Origin of the sequence: Streptococcus ovuberis (genome assembly GCF_012396585.1) — a bacterium.
Taxonomy (GTDB): Bacteria; Bacillota; Bacilli; order Lactobacillales; family Streptococcaceae; genus Streptococcus; species Streptococcus ovuberis.
Genome location: NZ_JAAXPR010000002.1, coordinates 132528 through 154992, shown reverse-complemented (window position 1 = coordinate 154992; position 22465 = coordinate 132528). Strand labels below are relative to the sequence as shown.

Below are 22465 nucleotides of genomic sequence, written 5' to 3'. Positions count from 1 at the left end.
TGAATAGCCTGCTTAGCAATAACAAGCCAAGCAACCTGTGAGAGCACTAGCAATGAAGCAAGCGTTCTTACTAGATAGGAAATATGGCAGCTCTTTTTAAAACGAAATAACTATGAAAACCTTATCAAGAACATTGATCCCAAGACTTTGTATCAGTGATATTATCCTTCTCAAACCTAACTTTCGTCCAAGCTCCTAGCCCACTACTTCCCTTCCTGAAGTCTATCCCAAATAATAACTTGTTTTTGAGATAAAGAGGCTGGCACATCAATAATCCGCTGATTGGAGGACCCCCTAAATTGTAACATGAGGTTCTTTTTGGTACGGTCAAAACGACCATCAACCAGTATGTCAAGATAGCTCAACAGCTCCAACTTGTCCTTGGTCTCCAGCATCAGCTCTTCCCAGGTATAACCCGTCCAGGACCAGATGTCCTTATCAGGCAACTCCTGTCTCACCCGCTTGACCAAGGGTAAGAGAATACCCGTATTCAGAAAAGGTTCGCCACCAAGAAGCGTCAAGCCTTGAACATAAGGCTGTGCCAAATCTGTCATAATTTGCTCCTCCAACTCCTTGGTATAAGGCATGCCTGCTCGGAAGTTCCATGTGGCAACATTGTAGCAGCCCTCGCAGTGAAACAGACAGCCCGACACATACAGGCTACACCTGACCCCTTCGCCATCAACCATGTTAAAAGCCTTGTAGTCCATAATCCGACCTTGGCTCAGCTCCTCGCTCTTCCATTCTTGAGGTTTGGGATGGTTCATCGAAGACCTCCCATTCGGGCGACGACATACCTACCACACATCAGGGCAATCAAGCAACAAAATACACTCCCAAAACTGTAAACCAGGGCTAGCCCATACTCTTGTCTGTCCACGAAGCGAACTGTCTCAAGGGAAAAACTGGAAAAGGTCGTAAACCCACCACAGACACCCACCTTCCAAAAAAGGGTGGCGTTAGGTGATAAAAGTTTCATTTCTTCGGACAAACCGACTACTAACCCCATTACAAAAGCACCTGCAATATTGGTCAAAAAAGTGGCAAAAGGAAACGAGGAAGATACGGGCAAAAAGCTCAACCCATACCGACAGACTGCTCCCAGAGCACCTCCCAAAGCAACTAGAATAAGATTCATACAATTACACCTCCACCCAATACCGCTCTGTGCTCTCACGCACGTCTTCCAACACGCCGCCGTTGGCTAAAATCATCTGCCGACTTGGCTTGTTATCAGCGTCACAGACAAGCATTAGTCGTTTCAAACCGAATTGTTTGAGCTCAAGTAGCCCAAGCCTCAGCTGGATCGTCCCATAACCCTTGCCACGTTGAGATGGGCGAATCGAGTAGCCGATATGCCCATACATGTCAACAATTGCTGGGGTGGTATCCTTACTAAAGGAGAAAATACCGAGTAAGTCTCCGCTGTCACTGAAACTAAGCAAATGCACAAATCGCCCAATGCCCCTGTCTAAGACATCTGCTTGTTCCTGCTCTTGTATCAGCTGAAGCCAAGCTTCGAAATTTCCTTTTGCTGCAGTCCAGCTGCTAATCGCTCCGACAAATGGGCTATTGGCAGCTTCAAACTCTGCTAACATCTCTAAAAAAGCCGATTTATCCGCCAGACATGGTCGTCTCAGATACATCTCAACTCTCCACCCAATACCGCTCTGTGCCTTCACGCACGTCTTCCAACAGGCCGCCGTTGGCTAAAATCGTCGCTCGGCTGGCTGGATTTTCCATGGAGCACGTGATCAACACGCGGTGAATATTTTTCTGTGGGCACTCTAAAAGACCCAATCGCAACTGCTCCTTAGCGTACCCCTTACCCCGCTCGCTCGGTCTGATGGAATAGCCAATGTGCCCACCTTGTTGTAGCAGGAAGTCATTGAGTCGCAGACGAAGATGAAGAAAACCCAAAGCTCGTCCAGCCTCATCAAAAGAGACAAACTGGATCGCTGGTACCCAGCCATCAGGAATATTCAGCCCCATTTCTGCGTCCGCATTGCCAACAAGCCATTCTTCATAATCGAAGTTTTCCCCATTCCAAAAACCACCATCATGAGCTGAGCCAGCCTCCTCAAACTCACGCATCATATCGAAAACAGCTTCTCTATCAGCTATGGTCGGCCGGCGCAATTCCATAAAATGCCTCCAAATCTAGTATCCCATAAGGGGTTTCTGAACGGTTCATCTGGTCACAAACCCAGTGACTTAATAGACTCGACTCAAGTGAGACTGGATTGTTTCCCGTTTCAATCGCCTCAAGAAAGGCCTGAATAATGGTCTCAAAACCACGTTTATACAGGGTCGTATCCCAGGAACCAAAATTCTCACGTGTCTGATCAACACCAGTGATAATGGTCAGTTCATCCAAATTTTCCAAATGATAGGTCGCCTCGGGGGTTTGCACTTCCATGATTTCCCGACGACTACCTGACTGCAAATTCATACTGGCTACCAGACTTTCTGACGCTGTATGCAAGGTCACAGAGACCTGAGTCAACATACCATCCTCAAGCTGATAATGAAAATGACCACCCAAGAGCTTGCCATCCATTAGATAAAGCGCAGTATCCAATGGATGAATGAAGAAATCAAACAGCTTATATTGCAATTCTCCCTTGCTGTTGACATCATTTTTCTCTACTAAAATCCTTCGTTTGTGCTTGGCCTCTGCCAACACTTTCACCTTCGGTGCAAAGCGACGGTTAAACCCTGCCATCAAAAACGTGCCATTAGCTACTGCCAGATCATACAGTGCCTTGGTCTCTTCAAAATCCTCTGTCACCGGCTTGTCCATATAGACAGGAATGCCCTTTTTCAAAAACTGAGCAGCAATCTCCGGATGCGCCACTGTCGCCGCATGGATAAAGACCCCGTCTAAATCAGCATCTAGCAAGGTTGTCAGACTGTCATAGGATACTGCTTGACCAAATAAAGCAACCACTTCTTCGCGCACCTCTTCCTTACGAGTAAAGACGTGCCATTCAATGCCAGATAATTGCCGCATATAGGGCAAATATGCCTTCTGGGAAATCCCTCCGATTCCCACAATTCCGATTTTTTTCATCCATTTCCCTTCTAAAAACAGGTGACGCTTTTCACGCCACCTGCCTCTTTCGAGCCGGTTTATTTCTTCTTACCAGCTTTTTTCAAGAGCGCCTGCACGCGCGCCTTCTTATCATCTTTCACATTGGAATGCTTCTCATGGAATTTTTCCACTAATTGCATGCCTTTATAGTCTAATTGATATTTACCCATTAGTTTCTCCTTCATACCCATTAAATGACAGCAAAATAGGATCTTTCGCCGATAGTTTAGTATACCATACTATTTCCCCGGTGTCTTGATGGTGGAGCCATTCATGTGTTTGACACGGGCAGAGATTTCTTTGTGGCGGCCATTAACCATCGGTCTGGCCTGAGGATTGCCCAGGTAGCCACAAGTGCGTTTGACCACATCCACTGTCTTGGGATCACTATTGCCACAGTTTGGGCACTTAAAGCCGCGTTCTGTCGGCTCAAAATCCCCTTCATAACCACAAGCATAGCACTTATCAATCGGTGTATTGGTCCCCAAATACCCCACTCGGTCATAGGCATAATCCCAAACAGCTTCTAAAGCTTTTGGATTTTGTTGGAGCACAGGGTATTCACAATAATGGATAAAGCCCCCGCTAGCCCCTGATTCTGGGTAAATTTTTTCAAATTCTAACTTCTCAAAAGGTGTCGGATGTTTTCGAACATCATAATGGAAGGAATTCGTATAATATTCTTTATCTGTGATGTCCTTAACTTGCCCAAATTTCTCAGTATCCAAACGGCAAAATCGGTCTGTCAAACTTTCAGAAGGTGTCGAATAGACGGAGAAATGATAGCCATACTCATCCGACCATGCCTCACACAATGCCTTCATGGCTTTCACAATCTCAACGGTAAAAGCCTTTGCTTCAGGTTGCTTTTCCCATTCGCCACCATAAAAAGCTGTCGCTACCTCATAAAGACCGATATAGCCCAGCGAAATAGTAGCCCTACGGTTTTTAAAAAGGTCGTCGACATTGCCATCTCTGCTCAGCCTTTTCCCAAAAGCACCATACTGATACAAAATCGGTGCATTGGCAGGACTGGCTTCTTTGACACGATTGATCCGATAAACGAGAGCATCCTTGGCAATCCCCATCCGCTCACTAAAAATCTGCCAAAAGCGCTCTTGGCTCCCTTCCGATTCCAAGGCAATCCGTGGCAGATTGACGGTCACCACACCCAGGTTCATCCGACCGGAAGTGATATCTTGCCCTTCTGCATCCGTCCAGCCCTGTAAGAAAGAACGGCACCCCATAGGTACCTTGAAAGACCCCGTCAATTCAACAATCTTGTCATAAGACAGAATATCTGGGTACATCCGCTTGGTTGCACATTCCAAGGCCAATTGCTTGATGTCATAATTCGGGGAATCCGCTTCTAGATTGACCCCACGCTTGAGAGTGAAAATCAATTTTGGAAAAATGGCCGTCCGCCCTTCTTTTCCTAAACCGTTGATGCGGATTGTTAAGATGGCCTTTTGGATTTCCCGCTCAAACCAGTCCGTTCCCAAGCCAAAACCAAGTGAGGTAAACGGCGTTTGTCCGTTTGAAGTAAAGAGGGTATTGATCTCATACTCCAAGGATTGCATGGCATCATAGATGTCTTTTTGGGTTTTTTGGCGAGCATAATTCTCCCACTTGCCTTCAACCACCCACTGCTTAGCTTCTTTTAGGTGCTTGGCATAATTGAGCCTAGCATAAGGAGCCAAAACCTCATCGATCCGATCTGCCGAGCAACCTCCATATTGACTTGACGCCACATTAGCAATGATTTGAGACATTTGGGCAGTCGCTGTTTGAATTGACTTAGGGCTCTCCACATCCGCATTGCCAATCTTAAAGCCATTTGCCAGCATTCCTTTAAAATCAATCAAGCAACAGTTGGTCATCGGCGTATAGGGGCTATAGTCTAGGTCATGGTAGTGGATCTCCCCTTTTTGGTGACTGTTAGCCACGTGGGCAGGTAACATCTTCAAGCCAATACTTTTACCGACAATGCCTGCTGTCAAATCACGCTGGGTATTAAAAACATCACTGTCTTTATTGGCATTCTCATTGACCACTGCCTGATCCTTTTGGACGAGTTTCTCAATGGAATAATTGATATCCGTCGCTTGATGGCGCTCAAAATCTCGTTTCTTACGATAATTGATATACTCGTCTGCTAAGTCATAAACCTTACTTTCTAGCAATTCCTGCTCAACAATAGCTTGAATCTCATAAATTTTGATGTCTTTTTGGAAACGGCTAAAAATCTCAGCAACCACACGATCAGCTACCTTTTCTAAGACCTGCTCCAAGAGCGGTGTCATTTCTGTTCGAGCCTGAGCCGCTTTCCACAAAGCCTGTTCGATTTTCAAGCGATCAAAGGGAACCAGCCGCCCATCGCGCTTCCATACCAAAAGTTCCTGTGTCTGACTCATCTTTCTTGCCTCGCGTCTCTTTGATACTTACATTGTCTATTTTATCACTTATTCAAACAAAAAACAATATATTGTGGAATAAAATTTTAAAACCACAATATATTGTATTTATTTTAACTGATATACCTTAAACTGTTTTGCCTCCAAAGACATTTCTTGGTAATTTTCTTCCAAGTGATGGGCTACCGTCTCTGGCAAATCTAGGTCTTGATTAACCACCACAATTTTAGCACGATCATACCCTAAAGCCAAAGCCAGTGCTTTTTGTTGGTCCTCCGTTACCTTGTAAGTATCTGGCGTAATGATTTCTGCCGAGGCAAACCGTTGGCTCATGAGATAAATGGAAGCACTGTTGTCCCAGGCGTAAATCAAATCTGTCTTAGTCGTCTCTTCAGCAATCTTGCTAGCTACAGTCGCACGTTCTGCCTGAACAGCACCTTGATCAAACCAGAGCCAAGCAGGATAGGCAATGAGATAGAGCGAAGCCAAGATCGGTAAAAAAGCATTTAAAGCCCAGTAAGACGTCACAGGCTCTGCATTTCCAAGCCATTCCTCTGCCGTCTCTTCCCCTTCTAAATCGTTGGGTTGGCTAACGATTGACCGCTCTGCGATGTAACTAGCTGTCAAGGCGAGCCCATAAGGCAGGACTAGTAAAAGATGTGACGGCGAAAAGTGAGGGGTCAACAAGACAAGGGCTACCGCCACAAGCATCGTTAGATAAAGTAAGACCTTACTGGCACGATTTTCAGGTCTGATGAGACTAAACCCACCGTAGACCAAACTAGTCAACAACCCTGTCCCCAAGAGATAAACAGCTAACAAAAAGAAGAAAAACATGGGCTCTTCCTGCCAGTGCCCAAGTGATTGCAGAGGAACCAGCACTGTCTGCTCAATGGCTGCACCGACATTCTGATACAAAATGGTGTAGTACCCCACTGTATACAGGATTAAACTAAAGCCAAAGACGGTCCCTAAGAATTGGTAAACTCCTCTTGCCTTTCGCTCTTGTTTGATATTATAACCCACTAATACTAAACCGGCTATCAGCCACAAAAGACTACTTTTAGGATCAATCAAGAAGACCAGAGCCCCATTAATGCCATAAAGAACGAAGCCTTCATCCCTTGCCTCACCCGCAAAATACTCCAGTAAAAAAAGCAAACCATATAATACAAATGGCAAAGCAAAGAGTGGGGCATAAAGGCCTCCCCAAGCCAAAATTCCCAAACAAAGGTAAAAGACCAAGAGCATCTGGCGACTGAGCACATCTAGTCCTGTCAATCGAAAAAGACACTTGTAAAACGCAACACCTGCCACCAGGACCAGTACAAATTGGACTAACATAAGTGCAAGAGGATTGCCTAAGATACTTCCCAATAGGAGAAGAAAATGGTAAACCAAACCTCCTGAACTGTAGAAGTCCATGTAGGGCACTCGGCCTGCTAAAAAGGCTTGCCCGGTATAGAGAGCTTGAGTTTGAAGGCTATCTGCAAAGCTTATTAACAAGGGATTAGCCACGCTCAGTAGGCTCATCAACGCGCTCAGACCCAAGAGCAAGAACCACGGTAGTTTGACCCTCAGTTGTCTAAGCGAAGGCCTTCTTCCTTCTGGGTGATTTAAATGCTTGCCTTGATGCCGCAAGCGATTGGTACGACTGTAACTCATTTCACTTCTCCTTACTCGATACCCTCCTAGTATATCAAAAAGTAGAGACCGTGTCATGAACTTCCTGTCGCCTAAATCGGCTCTCTGTGTCTCCTTGCCTAGCTAAATCCTCCAATTCCCTAAATGTTCTAAAAACAAAGGACCTCTCTTCAATCTTCTTTTCGTCTCCCATCCTAAACCTCCTCCTACCTCTTTATCCGTAGTCCCTTTCTATTTTTTCGAATTTTTGCTATACTTTAGGTATGAAAAAGCTTTATACCCACCTTTATCGATTTGGTTTTTACCTGTTTTGTGCCTTGGCCATCTTAATTGAAATACTAGCCATTATCCTCTTTTTTATCTTCTTAGCGGATAAGGCACCTTTTTTATGGACACTTGTCGGTCTCATTTACATCGGATCCATCCTGTCCATTATCAACCGCAATACCGCACCTGAAAACAAGGTGACCTGGCTAGTCATCATCTTTGTCCTGCCCGGTGTTGGAAGCCTTTTTTATCTCATGTTTTTTGAACGACGAATTGATAAAACAGAGCGGCAGCATTTTAAAAAAATCGAAAATAGAGCCCTTCGACATGTGCTTCCGCCTCAAGAACACCCCATTCTGGCCAAATTGCAACAAACAGATCCTACAACCTACAACCACCTTCACGCCCTTCTGACTATCGATCCATCCGCTCAACCCTACCAGGAAACTCAAGCTTCCTATTTTGCCCTCGGCGAAGACCTGTGGCAACAATTATTACAAGACCTCAGAACAGCCAAGCACTTTATCTTCATGGAATATTACATCGTAGAACTTGGTCAAATGTGGGATGCCATTTTAGCAATCCTTCTTGAAAAGGTAGCAGAAGGGGTTGAAGTCCGTTTTCTCTACGACGATATTGGGTGCATGGTAACCCTGCCCAATGATTACGATAACCACTTGCGACAATTAGGTATCACGGCAGCCAAATTTAATCGCATGTCCCCTAGAGCTTCTGTCGTCTACAACAACCGAAGCCACCGCAAAATGACCATCATCGACGGCCAAATTGGCTATACTGGAGGCATCAACCTAGCTGATGAATATATCAATGCCATCGAACGCTTTGGACACTGGAAAGACGGTGGCATGCGCCTGGAAGGTCAAGCCGTGCAAGGGCTAACCAAGCTCTTCTTGCTCAATTGGGACATCAATTCCATTGAAGTGTCAGACTTTAACCACTATCAAAACATGACGCAACCCGTTGATAGCGACGGAGCCATCTATGTCCCTTATGGCTCGGGGCCTAAGCCTATCTACCCGCGTCCCGTCGGTAAAATTGTCTATCTCAATCTCCTCAAGCTGGCCAAGCACTATGTCTACATCACCACGCCTTATCTCATCATCGACTATGATTTGACAGAAGACTTGAAAAATGCGGCTCTCCGTGGCGTTGAAGTCATCATTCTCATGCCCTTTATCGCAGACAAGCCGCTTATTCAGATTGTTAACCGTTCGGCCTACGACGAGCTTAGAGGAGCTGGTGTTCGCATTTTTGAATATACCCCAGGCTTTATTCACAGTAAAAACTTTGTGGTTGATGATATCTATGGAGTTATCGGCACCATCAATCTAGACTACCGTAGTCTCGTTCACCACTATGAAAATGCCGTATTTATGTACAATTCTCCAGTGATTTTGGACAGCAAAAAAGACTTCCTAGAAGCCCTTTCGGTATCTCAAGAAATCTTTGATGATACTCTAAAAATCAGCAAACGCCACAAACTGATCAAGGGCATTGTCGAAGTCTTCGCACCTATGCTTTAGCAGTATCGAAAAAATAACTTGCCTTTTCCACCAAAATCGTGTATGATATTACTATCCCTTGCGGAGGTGGTGGAACGGCAGACACGCATGCTTCAGGCGCATGTGCCCGTACGGGTGTGAGGGTTCAAATCCCTTCCTCCGCATAAATCAAGAAACCCAGTTATCTCTGGCCCTATTGCGCTTGAGATAACTGGGTTTTTAGTTTGTCAACTCTTTCCAATGACAGTGACTTACTGTCACCTATATATAATGATCAGCATGCATCCCCTCAATGGACTTGTCCTATGCAATCTTGCAGCATTTTCAAAAATACTCTTTTTTACGGCTATGTAAGGAGGTTCTGAGAAAGATTATCTATCTAAACAATCCGTTAGGCTAGTATTCCCTCAAAAGAGCAACAGGCACTTGTCTTTTTAGCAACCTGTTGCTCTTTTTAGGATCAATTATAAGTTATGGTAACGATTATAGACTTCTTGTCTGGTCAGACCGGTCTGTTTGGCAACGCCTTTAATCGCCTGATTGGTCTTCTGTCCCTGGTCCACCAAGGCCTGGACAGCAGCAACGATATCCACAGGTTCTTCAGCCTCAGAACTTTCTTCTGAACCATCCCAGCCTGCCACAATTAACAAACACTCTCCCTTAAGCGGCTTTTCTGCCACATACTCTAAGACCTCAGAGATGCTTCCTCGCAAGAATTCCTCATAGAGCTTAGTCAACTCTCTGACAAGAACTACCTGGCGTTCCCCATAAACAGCTAACAGATTGGTCAGAGTATCTGCGATGCGGTAAGGAGATTCATAAAAAATCTGGGTCTCTGGATAGTTTTTTTTAGCCTCAAAAAATTGCTTTTGTTGGCCTGACTTACGGGGCAAAAAACCATAAAACACATGAGGTTGTGGTGCTAAACCTGAAGCAATCAGAGCAGTAATGCCCGCAGAAGCCCCCGGCAGAGCCACCACCTTGATCTCTTCTGCCAAAGCCGCACAGACCAAATCATGCCCCGGATCTGAGATTGATGGCAAGCCCGCATCCGATACTTGAGCTAGGCTCTTCCCCTGCTTTAAGTGGGCAATAAGCTCAGGAATCTTGCCGTAGGCATTGTGTTCATGAAAGGAGGTTTGCCGAGTCTCTATTTCAAAATGTTTCAATAAAATCCCTGTATTGCGCGTATCTTCTGCTGCAATCAAATCCACTGACTTCAGAATTTCGATGGCCCTGAAAGTCATATCTCCTAAGTTCCCTATCGGTGTCGGAACCAGATAAAGGACGCCTGATTCGGTTGGGTTGCGAAATGATTCTTGTCTGTGCATCTTAATCCCTATAAAGCAATTCTAAACACCAGGCACAATCTTCTCCATCATGCCTACGCTGACCATAAAACACATTACACACATGGAAGTCATCTTCATAGATTTTTTGAAGATTACTGATCCCTTGATTTCTTGGCTTGACCTCTGCTGGCGATTGGAGCTGATCGAGACGCTCTCTTAGCTTATCATTTTCCAATCGCAGAGCTGTATTTTCTTCCATCAGATCCTGTAAATATTTTTTAAGGTTTTCAACCTCAGCTAGGGTTGAAAACAAATCCTTTGAAAGGTTTTCTAAAGCCTCAAAATGGCTTCTTTTTTCCATACATTCCTCATTCTAACTTACTATCATAAACTCTAGTGCATTTTGAAAGGACACATTGGCCTGCCACATGGTTTTCGCTTTTAGTAAAGCCACCAAGGCCTCTTGAGCAGACTTAGCCGGTAATTCTTTTGCCAGAAGCAACGTCAACAAGTCAAAGACTTGCCCCTGTTCAGATTTGTCCTGGACCAGGTAGGCCATTTTAGCCACCGTTAAATAAGCCTTCGCCTGTCCCTCTAGCACCTGCATGGTCCATTGCTCACAAACCTTTAGCAGGTCTTGAAAATGAGTGCTCTTGCCAAGAGCCACAGCGTCTTCAACGGTTGGACACAAATCACTCAAGAGCTGGGCTTGTGTCTTCAGCAAACCCTCTTTTTCTAAATCTTCAATCATGACCGCTCGATTTTTCGGAAAATGAAAAACCTGACACCGGCTCCTAATGGTAGGCAAGATACTGTCCTCCCGATCTGTCAGGAGAAAAACCCTGATGTTGCTCTGAGGTTCCTCAATAAATTTCAAAAGGCTGTTAGCACCATTGAGGTGAAGCTTATCCGCTTCTTGAATGATCAAGACTTGGTGATCTGTTTCAAAACCTGACTGAGCAAATTCCTGCAAAATTTCCCTTACGAGGTCGGTTTTGATGATTTGATTGGTCGGCGCTAGCAGTCTAACATCCGAAAATTCTCCCTGAGCGATTAAGCGACAGGGCCTGCAGGTCTCACAAGGCAAGCCCGCCTCTGGCGTCTCACAGTACTGGGACTGGGCCAAAAACAAGGCCATCTCCAGCTGACCAGAAGCCCCAGCAAAGAGATACGCATGCCCCATTCGACCAGACTGCACCAAGTGACTAAAGGCTTTATATAACTGAGGCTGCCAGCGCTTCAAGTCTGCCCTAGTCATTTAAACGCTCCCCTAAGGTAGACTCAATCACTGACCAGGCATCTGCAATGACAGTTTCCAAAGGTTGTGAAGCATCTATCTTAACTAGGCGTTCAGGATTTTCCTCTAAAATAGCCAAATACCCCTCCCGTACACGTTCGTGGAGACTGACGCTCTCTAAGTCGAGACGGTTGACCTCATGCCCTCTAAACCGAGCAATTCTCGATAAGCCCTCTCGCACATCAATATCAAAATACAAGGTCAAGTCAGGCACCAGCCCATCTGTTGCAAAGCGATTGAGCCAGTGGACATCGGATGGGGCAAGGCCGCGACCGTAACCCTGATAGGCAACCGACGAATCAATGAAGCGATCAACTAAAATAATCTGGCCCTCCTCAAGGGCAGGTAGGATACGCTCTTTGAGGTGCTGGCGTCTGGCAGCGACATAAAGCAGGAGCTCTGTTTTGTCATCCATCGTCGTATGTTCAGGATTCAGGATAACCTCTCGAATTTTTTCTGCAATCGGCACACCTCCAGGCTCTCTGGTCGTCAAGACCTCCCCATAAGCCTCAAGCCTCGGCAACAAGGCCTTGACAACGCTGGTTTTTCCAGCTCCTTCTGGTCCTTCTACTGAAATCACGATCCCCTTTGCCATCTTGTCTCCTTCCATTCGTCTCTCCATTTTAACAAAATTTCACCAAAAAAGCATGTCTCTAGTGACTATTGCCGACCATATTTGTTTGTCAAATAAACAGCAAGCACTCCTTTCCCAGTGTAGGGTAGGTCTGTAGATGTGGTATAATAGTCTCACAGAGAGGAGTCCTATGATTTGCTTTAAACCTTTCACCTACGCGCAAGAAACACTGGCTATTCGACAGCTTTACGAAAGTGTCAGCTGGACCAACTATCTCGGCAATGATGAAGCCTTGGAGAGAGCATTTGAAAATTCGCTCTACCTTTTAGGAGCATTTAAAGAACAGACCCTGGTCGGCTTTATCCGCTGTATTGGCGATGGTGAACCTATTGTAGTGATTCAAGATTTGTTGGTTCATCCAGACCATCAGAAACAAGGTATCGGTCGGACGCTTCTAAAAAAGATCTGGGACCACTACAGCCATGTTCGGCAACTCCAACTCAACACCGACCTAAACGACGCGACTGCAAATCAATTTTACCGAAATTTAGGCATGAAATCATTGCAAGAAGGACAACTGATTGCCTATTTTCGCCAATCCAATAACAGAGGCAACTGACACCAATAAAAAGGAGAGCTTTATGAGCCTATACAGTGGTTTTCATAAGAAAACACGCCAAGAAAGAATCCATATACTCACTACAACGAAAACATTAACCCCTGACTCCATCGAGACCCTAACCATTGACCGTAACCTTCCTGAAGACATTGCTGGACAGATAGCGGAGAACCACATCGGAACCTTTGCCCTGCCGATGAGTGTTGTCCCAGAGATCGTCGTCAATGGTCGGACGTATACCCTGCCCCTAGTCACAGAGGAACCTTCTGTGGTCGCGGCCCTAAACTATGCCAGCCAGATTATCGGGAAATCTGGTGGTTTTACCACTAATAGCCACGAGCGCCTCATGATTGGCCAAGTTGCCCTTTATGATCTCCCTGATTTAGAAAAGGCTAAGGTTGCTATCCGCCAGCACCAAACAGAAATCCTGGATTTAGCTAATGCTTCGCACCCGTCTATTTTAAAACGCGGAGGAGGGGCTAGGGCTATTCGCTTAGATACCAAAGAAGATTTTTTAATCGTCTACCTGCTAGCTGATGTCAAAGAAGCTATGGGCGCTAATATGATTAACAATATGTTGGAAGGCATCAAACCCTATTTAGTAGAGCTATCTAACGGCCAAGCCCTCATGGCCATCTTGTCCAATTATGCTACCGAATCTCTCGTTACCGCCACTTGTCGAATCGCCTTTGATCAGATTCCAGGTGGACAGGAAACCGCCCGAAAAATGGCCCTAGCCAGCCGTCTTGCCCAAATTGACCCCTATCGGGCTGCCACTCACAATAAGGGAATCTTCAACGGCATTGACGCCCTAGTTCTGGCTACCGGCAATGACTGGCGAGCTATCGAAGCAGGTTGTCACGCTTATGCTTGCCAAGACGGTCAATACAGAGGCCTTTCCAACTGGACCATTGAGGATACAGAGCTGGTAGGCAATTTAACCGTCCCCATGCCAATTGCGACAGTCGGTGGCTCTATCGGTCTAAATCCCAAAGTCAAACTCGCCTTTGATCTTCTTCAACATCCTGATGCCAAGACTCTGGCAGGCCTAATTGCCGCTGTCGGCTTAGCGCAAAACTTTGCCGCTCTTAGAGCCCTCGTTACCACCGGCATTCAAGCTGGACACATGAAATTACAAGCCAAATCTCTCGCCTTATTAGCAGGCGCCAAAGGGACTGAGGTTGAAGCTATCGCTCAAAAACTAAGAGACAGTCAGCACACTAATCTAGAACAAGCGAAAACTCTCTTAGAAGAACTGAGAGCCTCCTACTCCGACTAGCACCATTTTTTAATCGGAAAATACCGAAAAAGCCTATTGCACAACGTAGAAACGTTGATACAATAGGCTTTTTAATGCTAAATTATTTAACAGCGTCTTTAAGAGCTTTACCAGCTTTGAATGCAGGAACTTTAGAAGCTGCGATTTCGATTTCTTTACCAGTTTGTGGGTTGCGACCTTTACGGGCAGCACGCTCACGCACTTCAAAGTTACCAAAACCGATCAATTGAACTTTTTCACCAGCTGCAAGGTAATCTGCTACTGAAGCAAATACTGCATCTACTGCTGCTGAAGAGTCTTTTTTAGTCAAACCTGTAGCTTCTGCTACCTTTGCGATCAAATCTTGTTTGTTAGCCATTGTGCTAATTCCTCCAAAAATTTTTGATGAGCTCTTGCTCTAACAGATACTATCATATCCTAAAATACCTATCAGGTCAAGTATTTAAAGCTGTTTTTCCTTTTTTAATTGGTTTTTCTAAAGACTTCGAAAATAAAGTGATCATTATAAAGATCAATGGTTTTAGCTGTCACAACAATGCCGAACTTATTGGTCAGATGGGGTAGATCGACAATGATCCGCCCTTCCTTGGCTGAAATTTGGATAAAATCTGGGAAGGGATAAGCTTTTTTGATATATTTCAAAACCTCAGACTTAGGCAAGGTCAAGGTCCCTGCCGACACCTCTGCTACATCCAGTACTACTGCACCATTCTCATCTTTGTAAGGCGTAAAATAAATATAAAGTGGAATCTTGGCTCCTAAAATTTCATAAGTTCCTTCAAAAACCACTTCTCTTTCCGTTACAAAGACCTCATAGGTAAAGGTTTTGGACTGATAAGCTCCAAGATAGGCCTTCAAGGTCTGATTGAGTTGATCCCTATTGGTTGTAAAGGTACCCATCTGAAGCTGGGCTTGATTATCAGAAGATACTAGCGTCAAGTCCTCTCGTTTAGCTTGTATCCGTTGCCAGACGACACGGACAAAAGCCAGCTGAGCTCCTAAATACAGGATAAAGAGCCATTTCCACCAATTAATCTTCTTTTTTTCTTTGCCAACTCTCACTTGTTTCATTCATTTTCTCCATTATTGCTGCCTTCATAATCTGATACCCATTATTATTCGGATGGAAATGATCCTCTTCAAAGAGCGCATCGTTGACCACCCTGAACTGTCCAGTCACATTCTCCGTCAGAGCCTGCTCGCCATTGATCCCTTTGTAAAGTTTGTCATTAATCGGGACAAAGTAAACCTGTTTATAATGCATCACCGTTTCTTCAGTAGTCTGGTTCCAATTATCGACAACTGTCTGCATTTCAGTCAATTCAGGAAAATTAAGGTAGAAAGGATTATAGATCCCCAGGACATAGATTGGTAGGTCCGGATTCTCCTGTCTGGCCAAATCAATTATTTTTCTTAAGCGCTCACTATATTCTTTAGCAGGTTTTTGAAAGGTTTTAACGGTTAATTTATCCAAGTTTTTACGAATAACATGCAGAATATCGTTACCTCCGACGGTCAACGTTAACAGGTCGGCCTCTTGAAGACTTTGCTTAATGGTCTTATCTTTTCTCATGCGTTTCAAGATCTGCTTACTCGTATTGCCAGCCACGCCATAATTGGCCATTGCCACCTCATAGCCCTGCTCATGGTAAATTTGCTGGGCTAGCAGAGGGACAAACCCGCCTTGCCCAGTCGAATCGCCGACCCCTTCGGTTAACGAATCACCAATTGCAACCAAGTGAAATGGCGGAGCCACAGCGCTCTGCAGAGAGGCTTTCGCTAATCTAGGAGTGGCCATCGGTATCACTGCTTGAAAAAAAGATGAGAAAACCAGAAAACTGATAAAAATACCCATTACGCCGCTTATAAAAGGCCATTTTTTCATAAAATTCTCCTCTCATCACATTATCACTCGTCATTTTCCTGTTGATGAGATTATTATACCAAAACCGAAGGAATTTGGCAGGCTAATGGCATTTTCTTGACAATCTACAAACGCAAAGAACCAGTTTTCATATAAGCGACTTAGTCCTAAATCATTACAACTTTTAGCCTAAAGAGGCACTTTTCACGACCACCAGAATTAGCCATGAAAAGGCAACTCTTTTCTGTACAATTTTTATAAAGCATTTTTGGTTAAGCGATGATTTGCTTATCCATTGCTCTTTGGTAGTTTAGACCGATTTGTATACACTTTCTGTTTTTAATCAATTCCCGCTACTCATCCGTTAGATGATTAACAGACTTGAAGAAACTATTTGTTTTGGCTGGTCTCCTCCTCTTTCAAAGGTCAATGGTGTTAACTCGTATTCCTTTATCAGCGCGCTTCGTTTTATACCGACATTGTGCAGATCAATGGTTCGTTGCTTAACGTTCGCGGTCAAGTAAGTGGCGACGTATTTTTTAGTCTAGAACACTTTATAAAATCTGTCTAGATTAGTGTAACCGATTCACTATCTGATGTGTATCATTCGATGTACCCTGATAAGAAATAGTTGGTTTCAAACGGTGTAGGGATAGTCGAGTATTTAGGTAGAGGAGAAAAACGCAATGTCGGTACTTAAAAAATTATGGCTTAGGACTTTTTGTACTCATTGTAACTATTTTTGGCTTTGTTTTGAAAAGGCAACACTTTAAGACGCTTGATGAGGTCATTGATAAGCGACAAGAGGTGATCCAAAGCCTGCATTGGTCTGTGTTGAAAACTATTGTTCATAGAAATTGGTTGTTTTCAGATTTTGATGTTGAATGCGTATTAGTGAACCATTCTATTTTACCAAGACTACCGCAACCATGCAAAAAGCAACGGCAAATCCGTTGCTTTTTTGGGTTAGTCAGGGAGACTATTGTCTCAAGCTCCTTCTTTTTCTGACTAAGGAGTCTACACTACCATCACTGAATAAGATTTTTTAATCCAAATCCTCTCCATTTGATGCGATAACTTTTTTATACCAATAGAAGGAATCTTTTGGAGTGCGGTCAAACGTTCCATTGCCAGCATCGTCCTTGTCAACATAGATAAAGCCATAGCGCTTGCGCATTTCACCTGTCCCTGCTGAAACGAGGTCAATACAGCCCCATGTCGTATAAGCAATCAAATCCACCCCATTGTCAATGGCAGCACCCATGGCTTTGATATGCGCTCTATGGTAGTCAATCCGATAATCATCGTGAATAGAACCATCTTCTTCGACCGTGTCAAATGCACCTAAGCCATTTTCAACAACCATCATTGGAATTTCATAGCGATCGTACATCTTTTCAAGGTAATATTGCAAACCAGATGGATCATGTGCCCATCCCCAATCCGAATAAGTCAAGTAAGGATTTTTGGTACCATGCGAGAAGTTTCCGCCTACTGTCTCATTACCGGTATGCGTTGTCACATTATTCGACATGTAGTAAGAGAAGGTGTACATATCTACCTTACCTTCACGTAGGTCAATTAGATCTTGCTCTGTAATATCTAGCTCAACATTGCGTTCTTTCCAAAGACGTTTCGCAAAGGTTGGGTATTTTCCTTTAGCTTGAACATCCCCACAATAGTAGATATTTTGCTGCCACTTATGTTCGTTGAGCAAGATATCGGCTGGGTCACAGGTAGCTGGATAATACGTAATACCACAAATCATATTTCCCACTTTATAGTCAGGATCGATTTCATGGGCTAATTTTACTGCACGGGCACTGGCTACAAATTGATAGTGAAGGTGCTGATAGGCATCTTGATAGGCCTTATCTGGAACATTGTCCCCACCAAACTCCATAAACATAATTGTTCCGTTGATTTCGTTAAAGGTGAGCCAGTATTTCACAAGACCTTTATACTCTTTGAAAATAGTCTCCGCATATCGTACATAAAAATCAATCAATTTACGATTGGTCCAGCCACCATAGCGCTCTTCAAGCGATAATGGCGTATCAAAATGCCAGATAGAAACGAGCGGCTCAATTCCATATTTGCGACATTCTTCAAAAACAGAACGATAGAAATCAAGACCTGCCTGATTTGGCTCAGCATCATCACCATTTGGGAAAATACGAGCCCAAGAGATGGACAAGCGAAAGACACTGTAGCCCATTTCGGCAAAGAGTTTAATGTCTTCTTTGTAACGGTGATAAAAATCAACACCATCATGATTTGGATAATAATAATCCTCTAAAACCGCAAATTTAGCTCCTTCAGGAATGTGCCCCATATGTCCCATGGAAGCTACTTTCCCTGGTTTGCCATCTTTATCAATAAAGGTAGTATAACGCGGAGTGTTGACCGAACCTCCTGTCGTTACATCGGTCTGAACGAGACCACGACCGTCAACGTTGTAAGCTCCTTCAGCTTGGTTAGCAGCGATAGCACCGCCCCATAAAAAGTTTTTGGGAAATTTAGACATCTTTTTCTCCTTTTTTCTTATGCTTCAATAGTCCTAATGATTTTAGCCGGTATACCCGCTACGATAGTGTTATCAGGCACATCTTTGGTCACGACAGCCCCTGCGCTGACGATGGCATTTTTACCGACAGTCACACCGGGTAGAATAGTTGCCCCTGCTCCAATCCAAGCGTTCTCCTTGAGATGAACCTTCTGAAGGAGTAGTCCTCTACGCTCCTTGGGAGAAACAGGATGATTGACTGACAAAATCTTAACAAAAGGGGCAATCAGGACATGGTCCTCAATCTCGATCCCCCCTAAATCCGTTAACATGACGCCAGTATTAATAAAAACATGCTTGCCCAAACGAATGTTTGCCCCATAATCGGTATACAAAGGGAGGTTAATGGCAACACTACTGTCAAGTGCTTGACCAGTCATGGTTAGAAAAACCTCTTCTACCTGTGAACGACTGGTATTCGCATCTTGCAAGATGGCAAAATAGGGGCGATTCGCTTCCACCTGTTCATGAATGGCGGCAAAACGCTGATCGCCTTGAGGGATAAATTCCCCTTTCCTCGTCTCCGTCATTTCTACTCCTTTTCATTAACGCAGGGCTAGCCACCCCAAATAGCCTTGGAAAATAGCTTGGCCACGCAAAATCAGTGACAGAGAATAGCCTGTTTCAGATTTATCAATCACTATTCTACTGAACTACTTCTAGTATAAGCCACGGCCGTTATTTTTTCTTGACTTATTCTCCTAAAAACTGATACTATTATCTTAACTAGAAGAAGAGGGAGGGTTTAAATGGCCATTCACGAATTTCTCCATGACTACCGTCAAGCTGTTCAGCATCAAAATCGGCTCCTGCCAATCACCATCAAGCACATTGAAGTCATCGAAGGCATTCCAGATATTCTCTTTCATTGGCACCAGGAAATGGAAGTGATTCTGGTTCGGGAAGGGAGCGCCAATTTCCACATTGACTACGACCGTTTTGTCAGTCAACAAGATGATATTATCCTCATCCGCCCCAATGGCCTTCATTCTATCCACCCGATTGCCGATAGCAGTCACATTACCGATAATCTCATCTTTCATCTAGATCTCTTAGGCGCTGCGCAAATGGACCAAGCCAGTATCCATTTTTTACATCCTTTGCAACATGCTCAGTCTAAGTTCGTTATGAGAATCCAGCCTAATGATCCTGGTTATACTGAATTACGACAAACCATTGAACAAGTTATTGTTCTAGAGAGAGAGAAGCCTGCCTTTTATGAACTAGAACTCAAGTCCCAGCTCAGCCATTTCATCTATACCCTCTATCGACACAACTATGTTCGCCAAAAATCAACAGAGGACTCCTATCGCAAAAACGACAAGATTCGAGCTGTCATCGAATTTATTCAGATTAATTACCACCGCCATCTGACTATCAAAGATCTGGCTGATTTTGCCGGCTATAGCGAAACGCACTTTATGACTTTTTTTAAGCAACAAACAGGTACCTCAGCCATGGACTTTATCATCCGCTACCGGCTACTGGTCGCCACCAGAGAATTAAAGGACACCGTCAAATCTGTCCTAAGAATCGCCGAGGAAGTCGGGTTTAACAACCTTTCCAACTTCAATCGTCAATTCCGCAACTATTATCACCAGACCCCAAGCCAATACCGAAAGGCTAATCAACTAAAAACCCCTTAGGTCACTATCTATCTGGACATACAGGACAAAAACACGATAACGAACATTTGGCGCCAGCTGTTCTCTTCTGAACTGTCAGAAAAGCACAACTAGCGCCATTTAAACACTTTTTAAGTTTTAAGTCGTGTGGAGCAACAACGATTGAAAGGCTTTATTAGGAACGAGAAGCGTTCAACTCTTAATGCGCTTTTAAGTAAGCCTTCACTTCTCCTATAGTGGCAGCGACCTTAGGATCATCAAATGATTGTTCTATGGTCCTACCCGTCCAATCCTGTCTCTTAGATACAGTATAACGGCCATCAATTGAGGTCAAAAATCCTCCCGATGAATCAGCGATGATTTTTTGATCATCATCAAACGCTTGAAAGTAAGCATCAACCTCTTCTTCGCTAGCGTCTCCAAGTTTTTCAGCCATGATCCGAATGGTTTGATTATCTGGAATAGTGTCTCCAGCCATTGCATTCGTAGAGCCTTGAACTTTTGATTGGAACATGATTACCCCTAAAAGAGTGATCCCAATCAGAGAGACGACCGTTACAATTCGATTTTTGTTCATTTTACCCTCCAGTCTTTGTGCCTTTCACACCTATAGGTAACGATATTAAATGGGATTAGAAACAATATCGTATGACCCATTAGCAGGATTATAGGTTTTGAAATATGTCCCGTTTTTACTATGGATCGCGAGGTAAGCACCGTCACCGATTGGAGCCGTAAACCCGTTACCATCTACACCATTTCCACTATCGCTAATGGCTTGCCAATAGAGAAAGCCTGCTGTTCCGGAAAATAGGAGTGCCCGTCTATGGTTGTAATACCACATCATCGAGACCTGAAGCAACTGGTTCAACCTTGCGCTGCGCGCCCGTAGACAATAGATTTAATCGCTTAAATGTTATTTTTTTCTAAAACATCTAAGCGCAAAAATTAACATAAAGCCTTTCAACACTCTTATTATACCGCCAATTGTATTTTGTTGCAAATAAAGACAATACAAAAACCCTCTTGTCTCTTATAAACATTCAAACCATTCATTTCAATGTCGTCCATTTGGGCAATCTCCTCACTGTCCAAGTCAGACAAACCGTAACTTAAGGGGTCATCCCTGTTTGGTCCTCCCAGTTCAGACCCACTAGGGCATTCATTTCCGCATAAGCCGTATCAATACGCGCTTGAGTATCAGGAGTCACTATCTCACGATGTGGCCCCCCTGAAATAAAGTCTTCCAGAATCAATGTCTTATAATCATAAAGCGCAAACCCTTCTGGGGAATAGCTTCCATTTTCAACACGGCTCACCCAAGTCGGATGGGCCTTTGCTGTCTTAATCCGCGTCCGATCTCCGACTTTCTCTAGTGTCACATCCATTAAGACTCCGCGCTCTGTCCATTGAGCATTTGGCGTCTCGCCCATAGTCTCAATCCTTTGGTTAGAAATAAAATTCCCCATAGAGTAAATAATCAGCTTTTGCTCCCCATCTTTTTCAAGGACTTCAGCGGGTTCAACCACATGAGGGTGTCCTCCAAAGACGATATCTGCCCCCCACTCCACCATCTGGTGATAAAGTTCCTCTTGCTCTTGCGTCGGTTCTAGGCTATACTCCACCCCCATCTGAGGCATGACAATGGTCACATCTGCGAGCTCTTCTGCAGCTTGAATCTCCTGTTGCATCTGCTCTAGAGATAGGTCCGAGAGATAGGCTGCTTGCTCTTCAAGTGTAAGATTGGCTTCCATGCCATTAAAGCCATAGGCATAAGCCAAAATTGCTACCTTAATCCCATTGACCTCCTTAATCAAGAGAGGTGCTGCCTCACGGTTTCCCTCTGGATAAACCCCTACAGTTGCAATCCCTAAGTCATTAAAGAGCTTAGCCGTTGAAATAAGCCCTGATAGATAAGAATCCAAAATATGGTTGTGAGCCAGGTCAAGCACATCATAACCAGCAGCTTTGATAGCTGTTGCGACACTAGCTGGGGCATTAAACAGCGGGTAGCCGGCTAAAGGAAGGTCAGGAGCAATCGTTCCCTCAAAATCCCCAATGACCAAATCAGCTTGGTCGAACCACGGTTTGACATATTCAAAATTCCCCGAAAAATCATAGCTGCCATCGGTTTGCAGGGCTGACATATAGAGAATATCATGATAAAGCAAGTCTCCGTGAGCCATGATACGCGCTGTTTGAGCAGTCTTCTCATCTTTGGTAGCTTGATTGCTACTCCCCTCCTGCTTTGATAGAGGATTAGGGCTGTCCTTTTGCCATTGGTGAAATAAAAAGCCATAGCCTAGGATAAGAACTGTGAGCATCCCTAAAGCCAGTCCCAAAATCCCCTTATCTTTTATCACATTCTTAGAGCGTCTTGAACTTTCCATAACGGCCTCCTTTTTCC

25 protein-coding genes, 1 tRNA gene and 1 pseudogene are annotated in these 22465 nt (G+C 44.3%); 6 read left to right on the top strand and 21 right to left on the bottom strand.

Annotated features, from left to right (window positions below; all coding sequences use genetic code 11):
• Positions 1-203: 203 nt before the first annotated feature.
• From nrdG to HF992_RS01840, 9 genes are all read right to left on the bottom strand, one after another.
• Positions 204-767 carry an anaerobic ribonucleoside-triphosphate reductase activating protein gene (gene nrdG, locus HF992_RS01875; protein WP_168548365.1) on the bottom strand — a complete coding sequence of 188 codons (564 nt, stop codon included), beginning with the start codon at positions 765-767 and terminating at the stop codon, positions 204-206.
• Complete coding sequence (crcB, locus tag HF992_RS01870; RefSeq protein WP_168548364.1) at positions 764-1138, bottom strand: fluoride efflux transporter CrcB; 375 nt, start codon at positions 1136-1138, stop codon at positions 764-766. Before crcB ends, nrdG begins: the two co-directional genes overlap by 4 nt.
• A gap of 4 nt (positions 1139-1142) precedes the next feature.
• A complete protein-coding gene (locus HF992_RS01865; RefSeq protein ID WP_168548363.1) occupies positions 1143-1646 on the bottom strand; it encodes a GNAT family N-acetyltransferase in 504 nt (167 codons plus the stop codon).
• Between the two features lies 1 nt (position 1647).
• Entirely contained in the window at positions 1648-2145 is a 498-nt protein-coding gene (locus HF992_RS01860; protein WP_168548362.1) for a GNAT family N-acetyltransferase, read from the bottom strand.
• Complete coding sequence (locus tag HF992_RS01855; RefSeq protein WP_168548361.1) at positions 2117-3073, bottom strand: Gfo/Idh/MocA family protein; 957 nt, start codon at positions 3071-3073, stop codon at positions 2117-2119. Before HF992_RS01855 ends, HF992_RS01860 begins: the two co-directional genes overlap by 29 nt.
• Positions 3074-3132: 59 nt before the next feature.
• Positions 3133-3264, bottom strand: a complete 132-nt coding sequence (locus HF992_RS12150; RefSeq protein WP_018377538.1) for a hypothetical protein — start codon at positions 3262-3264, stop codon at positions 3133-3135.
• Between the two features lie 69 nt (positions 3265-3333).
• The gene (gene nrdD, locus HF992_RS01850; RefSeq protein WP_168548360.1) at positions 3334-5508 is read right to left on the bottom strand and encodes an anaerobic ribonucleoside-triphosphate reductase; all 2175 of its coding nucleotides are present in this window, start codon (positions 5506-5508) and stop codon (positions 3334-3336) included.
• 108 nt (positions 5509-5616) lie between these two features.
• Entirely contained in the window at positions 5617-7173 is a 1557-nt protein-coding gene (locus HF992_RS01845; RefSeq protein WP_168548359.1) for a hypothetical protein, read from the bottom strand.
• A 34-nt stretch (positions 7174-7207) separates the two neighbouring features.
• Entirely contained in the window at positions 7208-7345 is a 138-nt protein-coding gene (locus HF992_RS01840; protein WP_168548358.1) for a hypothetical protein, read from the bottom strand.
• 70 nt (positions 7346-7415) lie between these two features.
• Here HF992_RS01840 and cls point away from each other — a divergent pair, with 70 nt between their 5' ends.
• Positions 7416-8963: a cardiolipin synthase gene (gene cls, locus HF992_RS01835; RefSeq protein WP_168548357.1), complete on the top strand. Its 1548-nt coding sequence runs from the start codon at positions 7416-7418 to the stop codon at positions 8961-8963.
• A 60-nt stretch (positions 8964-9023) separates the two neighbouring features.
• Positions 9024-9106, top strand: a tRNA-Leu gene (locus HF992_RS01830).
• Between the two features lie 300 nt (positions 9107-9406).
• Here the strand turns inward: HF992_RS01830 and rsmI are convergent.
• The 4 genes from rsmI to tmk are packed head-to-tail and all read right to left on the bottom strand — an operon-like array spanning position 9407 to position 12126.
• On the bottom strand, positions 9407-10273 hold the full coding sequence (rsmI, locus tag HF992_RS01825) for a 16S rRNA (cytidine(1402)-2'-O)-methyltransferase (RefSeq protein WP_168548356.1): 867 nt from the start codon (positions 10271-10273) through the stop codon (positions 9407-9409).
• A 1-nt stretch (position 10274) separates the two neighbouring features.
• Entirely contained in the window at positions 10275-10595 is a 321-nt protein-coding gene (gene yabA, locus HF992_RS01820) for a DNA replication initiation control protein YabA (RefSeq protein WP_168548355.1), read from the bottom strand.
• Positions 10596-10607: 12 nt separating this feature from the next.
• Positions 10608-11492: a DNA polymerase III subunit delta' gene (locus HF992_RS01815; protein ID WP_168548354.1), complete on the bottom strand. Its 885-nt coding sequence runs from the start codon at positions 11490-11492 to the stop codon at positions 10608-10610.
• Positions 11485-12126, bottom strand: coding sequence for a dTMP kinase (gene tmk, locus HF992_RS01810; RefSeq protein ID WP_168548353.1), 642 nt, complete (start codon positions 12124-12126; stop codon positions 11485-11487). Before tmk ends, HF992_RS01815 begins: the two co-directional genes overlap by 8 nt.
• 169 nt (positions 12127-12295) lie before the next feature.
• Between tmk and HF992_RS01805 the strand changes: the two genes are divergently transcribed.
• Together HF992_RS01805 and HF992_RS01800 are read left to right on the top strand one after the other, a co-directional pair.
• A complete protein-coding gene (locus HF992_RS01805) occupies positions 12296-12724 on the top strand; it encodes a GNAT family N-acetyltransferase (RefSeq protein ID WP_168548352.1) in 429 nt (142 codons plus the stop codon).
• A gap of 22 nt (positions 12725-12746) precedes the next feature.
• Positions 12747-14003 carry a hydroxymethylglutaryl-CoA reductase, degradative gene (locus HF992_RS01800; RefSeq protein ID WP_168548351.1) on the top strand — a complete coding sequence of 419 codons (1257 nt, stop codon included), beginning with the start codon at positions 12747-12749 and terminating at the stop codon, positions 14001-14003.
• A gap of 82 nt (positions 14004-14085) precedes the next feature.
• Here HF992_RS01800 and HF992_RS01795 read toward each other — a convergent pair whose 3' ends face one another.
• The 3 genes from HF992_RS01795 to HF992_RS01785 form a co-directional block, all read right to left on the bottom strand.
• Entirely contained in the window at positions 14086-14361 is a 276-nt protein-coding gene (locus tag HF992_RS01795; RefSeq protein WP_168548350.1) for an HU family DNA-binding protein, read from the bottom strand.
• A 104-nt stretch (positions 14362-14465) separates the two neighbouring features.
• On the bottom strand, positions 14466-15074 hold the full coding sequence (locus HF992_RS01790) for a YpmS family protein (protein WP_168548349.1): 609 nt from the start codon (positions 15072-15074) through the stop codon (positions 14466-14468).
• Positions 15034-15888, bottom strand: coding sequence for an SGNH/GDSL hydrolase family protein (locus tag HF992_RS01785; protein WP_168548348.1), 855 nt, complete (start codon positions 15886-15888; stop codon positions 15034-15036). The genes HF992_RS01790 and HF992_RS01785 overlap by 41 nt, the downstream gene beginning before the upstream one ends.
• 735 nt (positions 15889-16623) lie before the next feature.
• Here HF992_RS01785 and HF992_RS12325 point away from each other — a divergent pair.
• A pseudogene (locus HF992_RS12325) lies at positions 16624-16746 on the top strand (IS630 family transposase); the annotation flags it as partial.
• Positions 16747-16912: 166 nt separating this feature from the next.
• Here HF992_RS12325 and HF992_RS01780 read toward each other — a convergent pair.
• Both HF992_RS01780 and HF992_RS01775 read right to left on the bottom strand, forming a co-directional pair.
• Positions 16913-18394, bottom strand: a complete 1482-nt coding sequence (locus HF992_RS01780) for a family 1 glycosylhydrolase (protein ID WP_168548347.1) — start codon at positions 18392-18394, stop codon at positions 16913-16915.
• Between the two features lie 17 nt (positions 18395-18411).
• Positions 18412-18963, bottom strand: a complete 552-nt coding sequence (locus tag HF992_RS01775; RefSeq protein WP_168548346.1) for a DapH/DapD/GlmU-related protein — start codon at positions 18961-18963, stop codon at positions 18412-18414.
• A 219-nt stretch (positions 18964-19182) separates the two neighbouring features.
• Between HF992_RS01775 and HF992_RS01770 the strand changes: the two genes are divergently transcribed.
• Complete coding sequence (locus HF992_RS01770) at positions 19183-20079, top strand: helix-turn-helix transcriptional regulator (protein WP_168548345.1); 897 nt, start codon at positions 19183-19185, stop codon at positions 20077-20079.
• Positions 20080-20257: 178 nt separating this feature from the next.
• Here the strand turns inward: HF992_RS01770 and HF992_RS01765 are convergent, their stop codons facing one another.
• The 3 genes from HF992_RS01765 to HF992_RS01755 form a co-directional block, all read right to left on the bottom strand.
• Complete coding sequence (locus HF992_RS01765; RefSeq protein WP_168548344.1) at positions 20258-20635, bottom strand: hypothetical protein; 378 nt, start codon at positions 20633-20635, stop codon at positions 20258-20260.
• Between the two features lie 45 nt (positions 20636-20680).
• On the bottom strand, positions 20681-20905 hold the full coding sequence (locus tag HF992_RS01760) for a hypothetical protein (RefSeq protein WP_168548343.1): 225 nt from the start codon (positions 20903-20905) through the stop codon (positions 20681-20683).
• Between the two features lie 265 nt (positions 20906-21170).
• Positions 21171-22448, bottom strand: a complete 1278-nt coding sequence (locus HF992_RS01755; protein ID WP_246201200.1) for a CapA family protein — start codon at positions 22446-22448, stop codon at positions 21171-21173.
• Between the last annotated feature and the right edge of the window lie 17 nt (positions 22449-22465).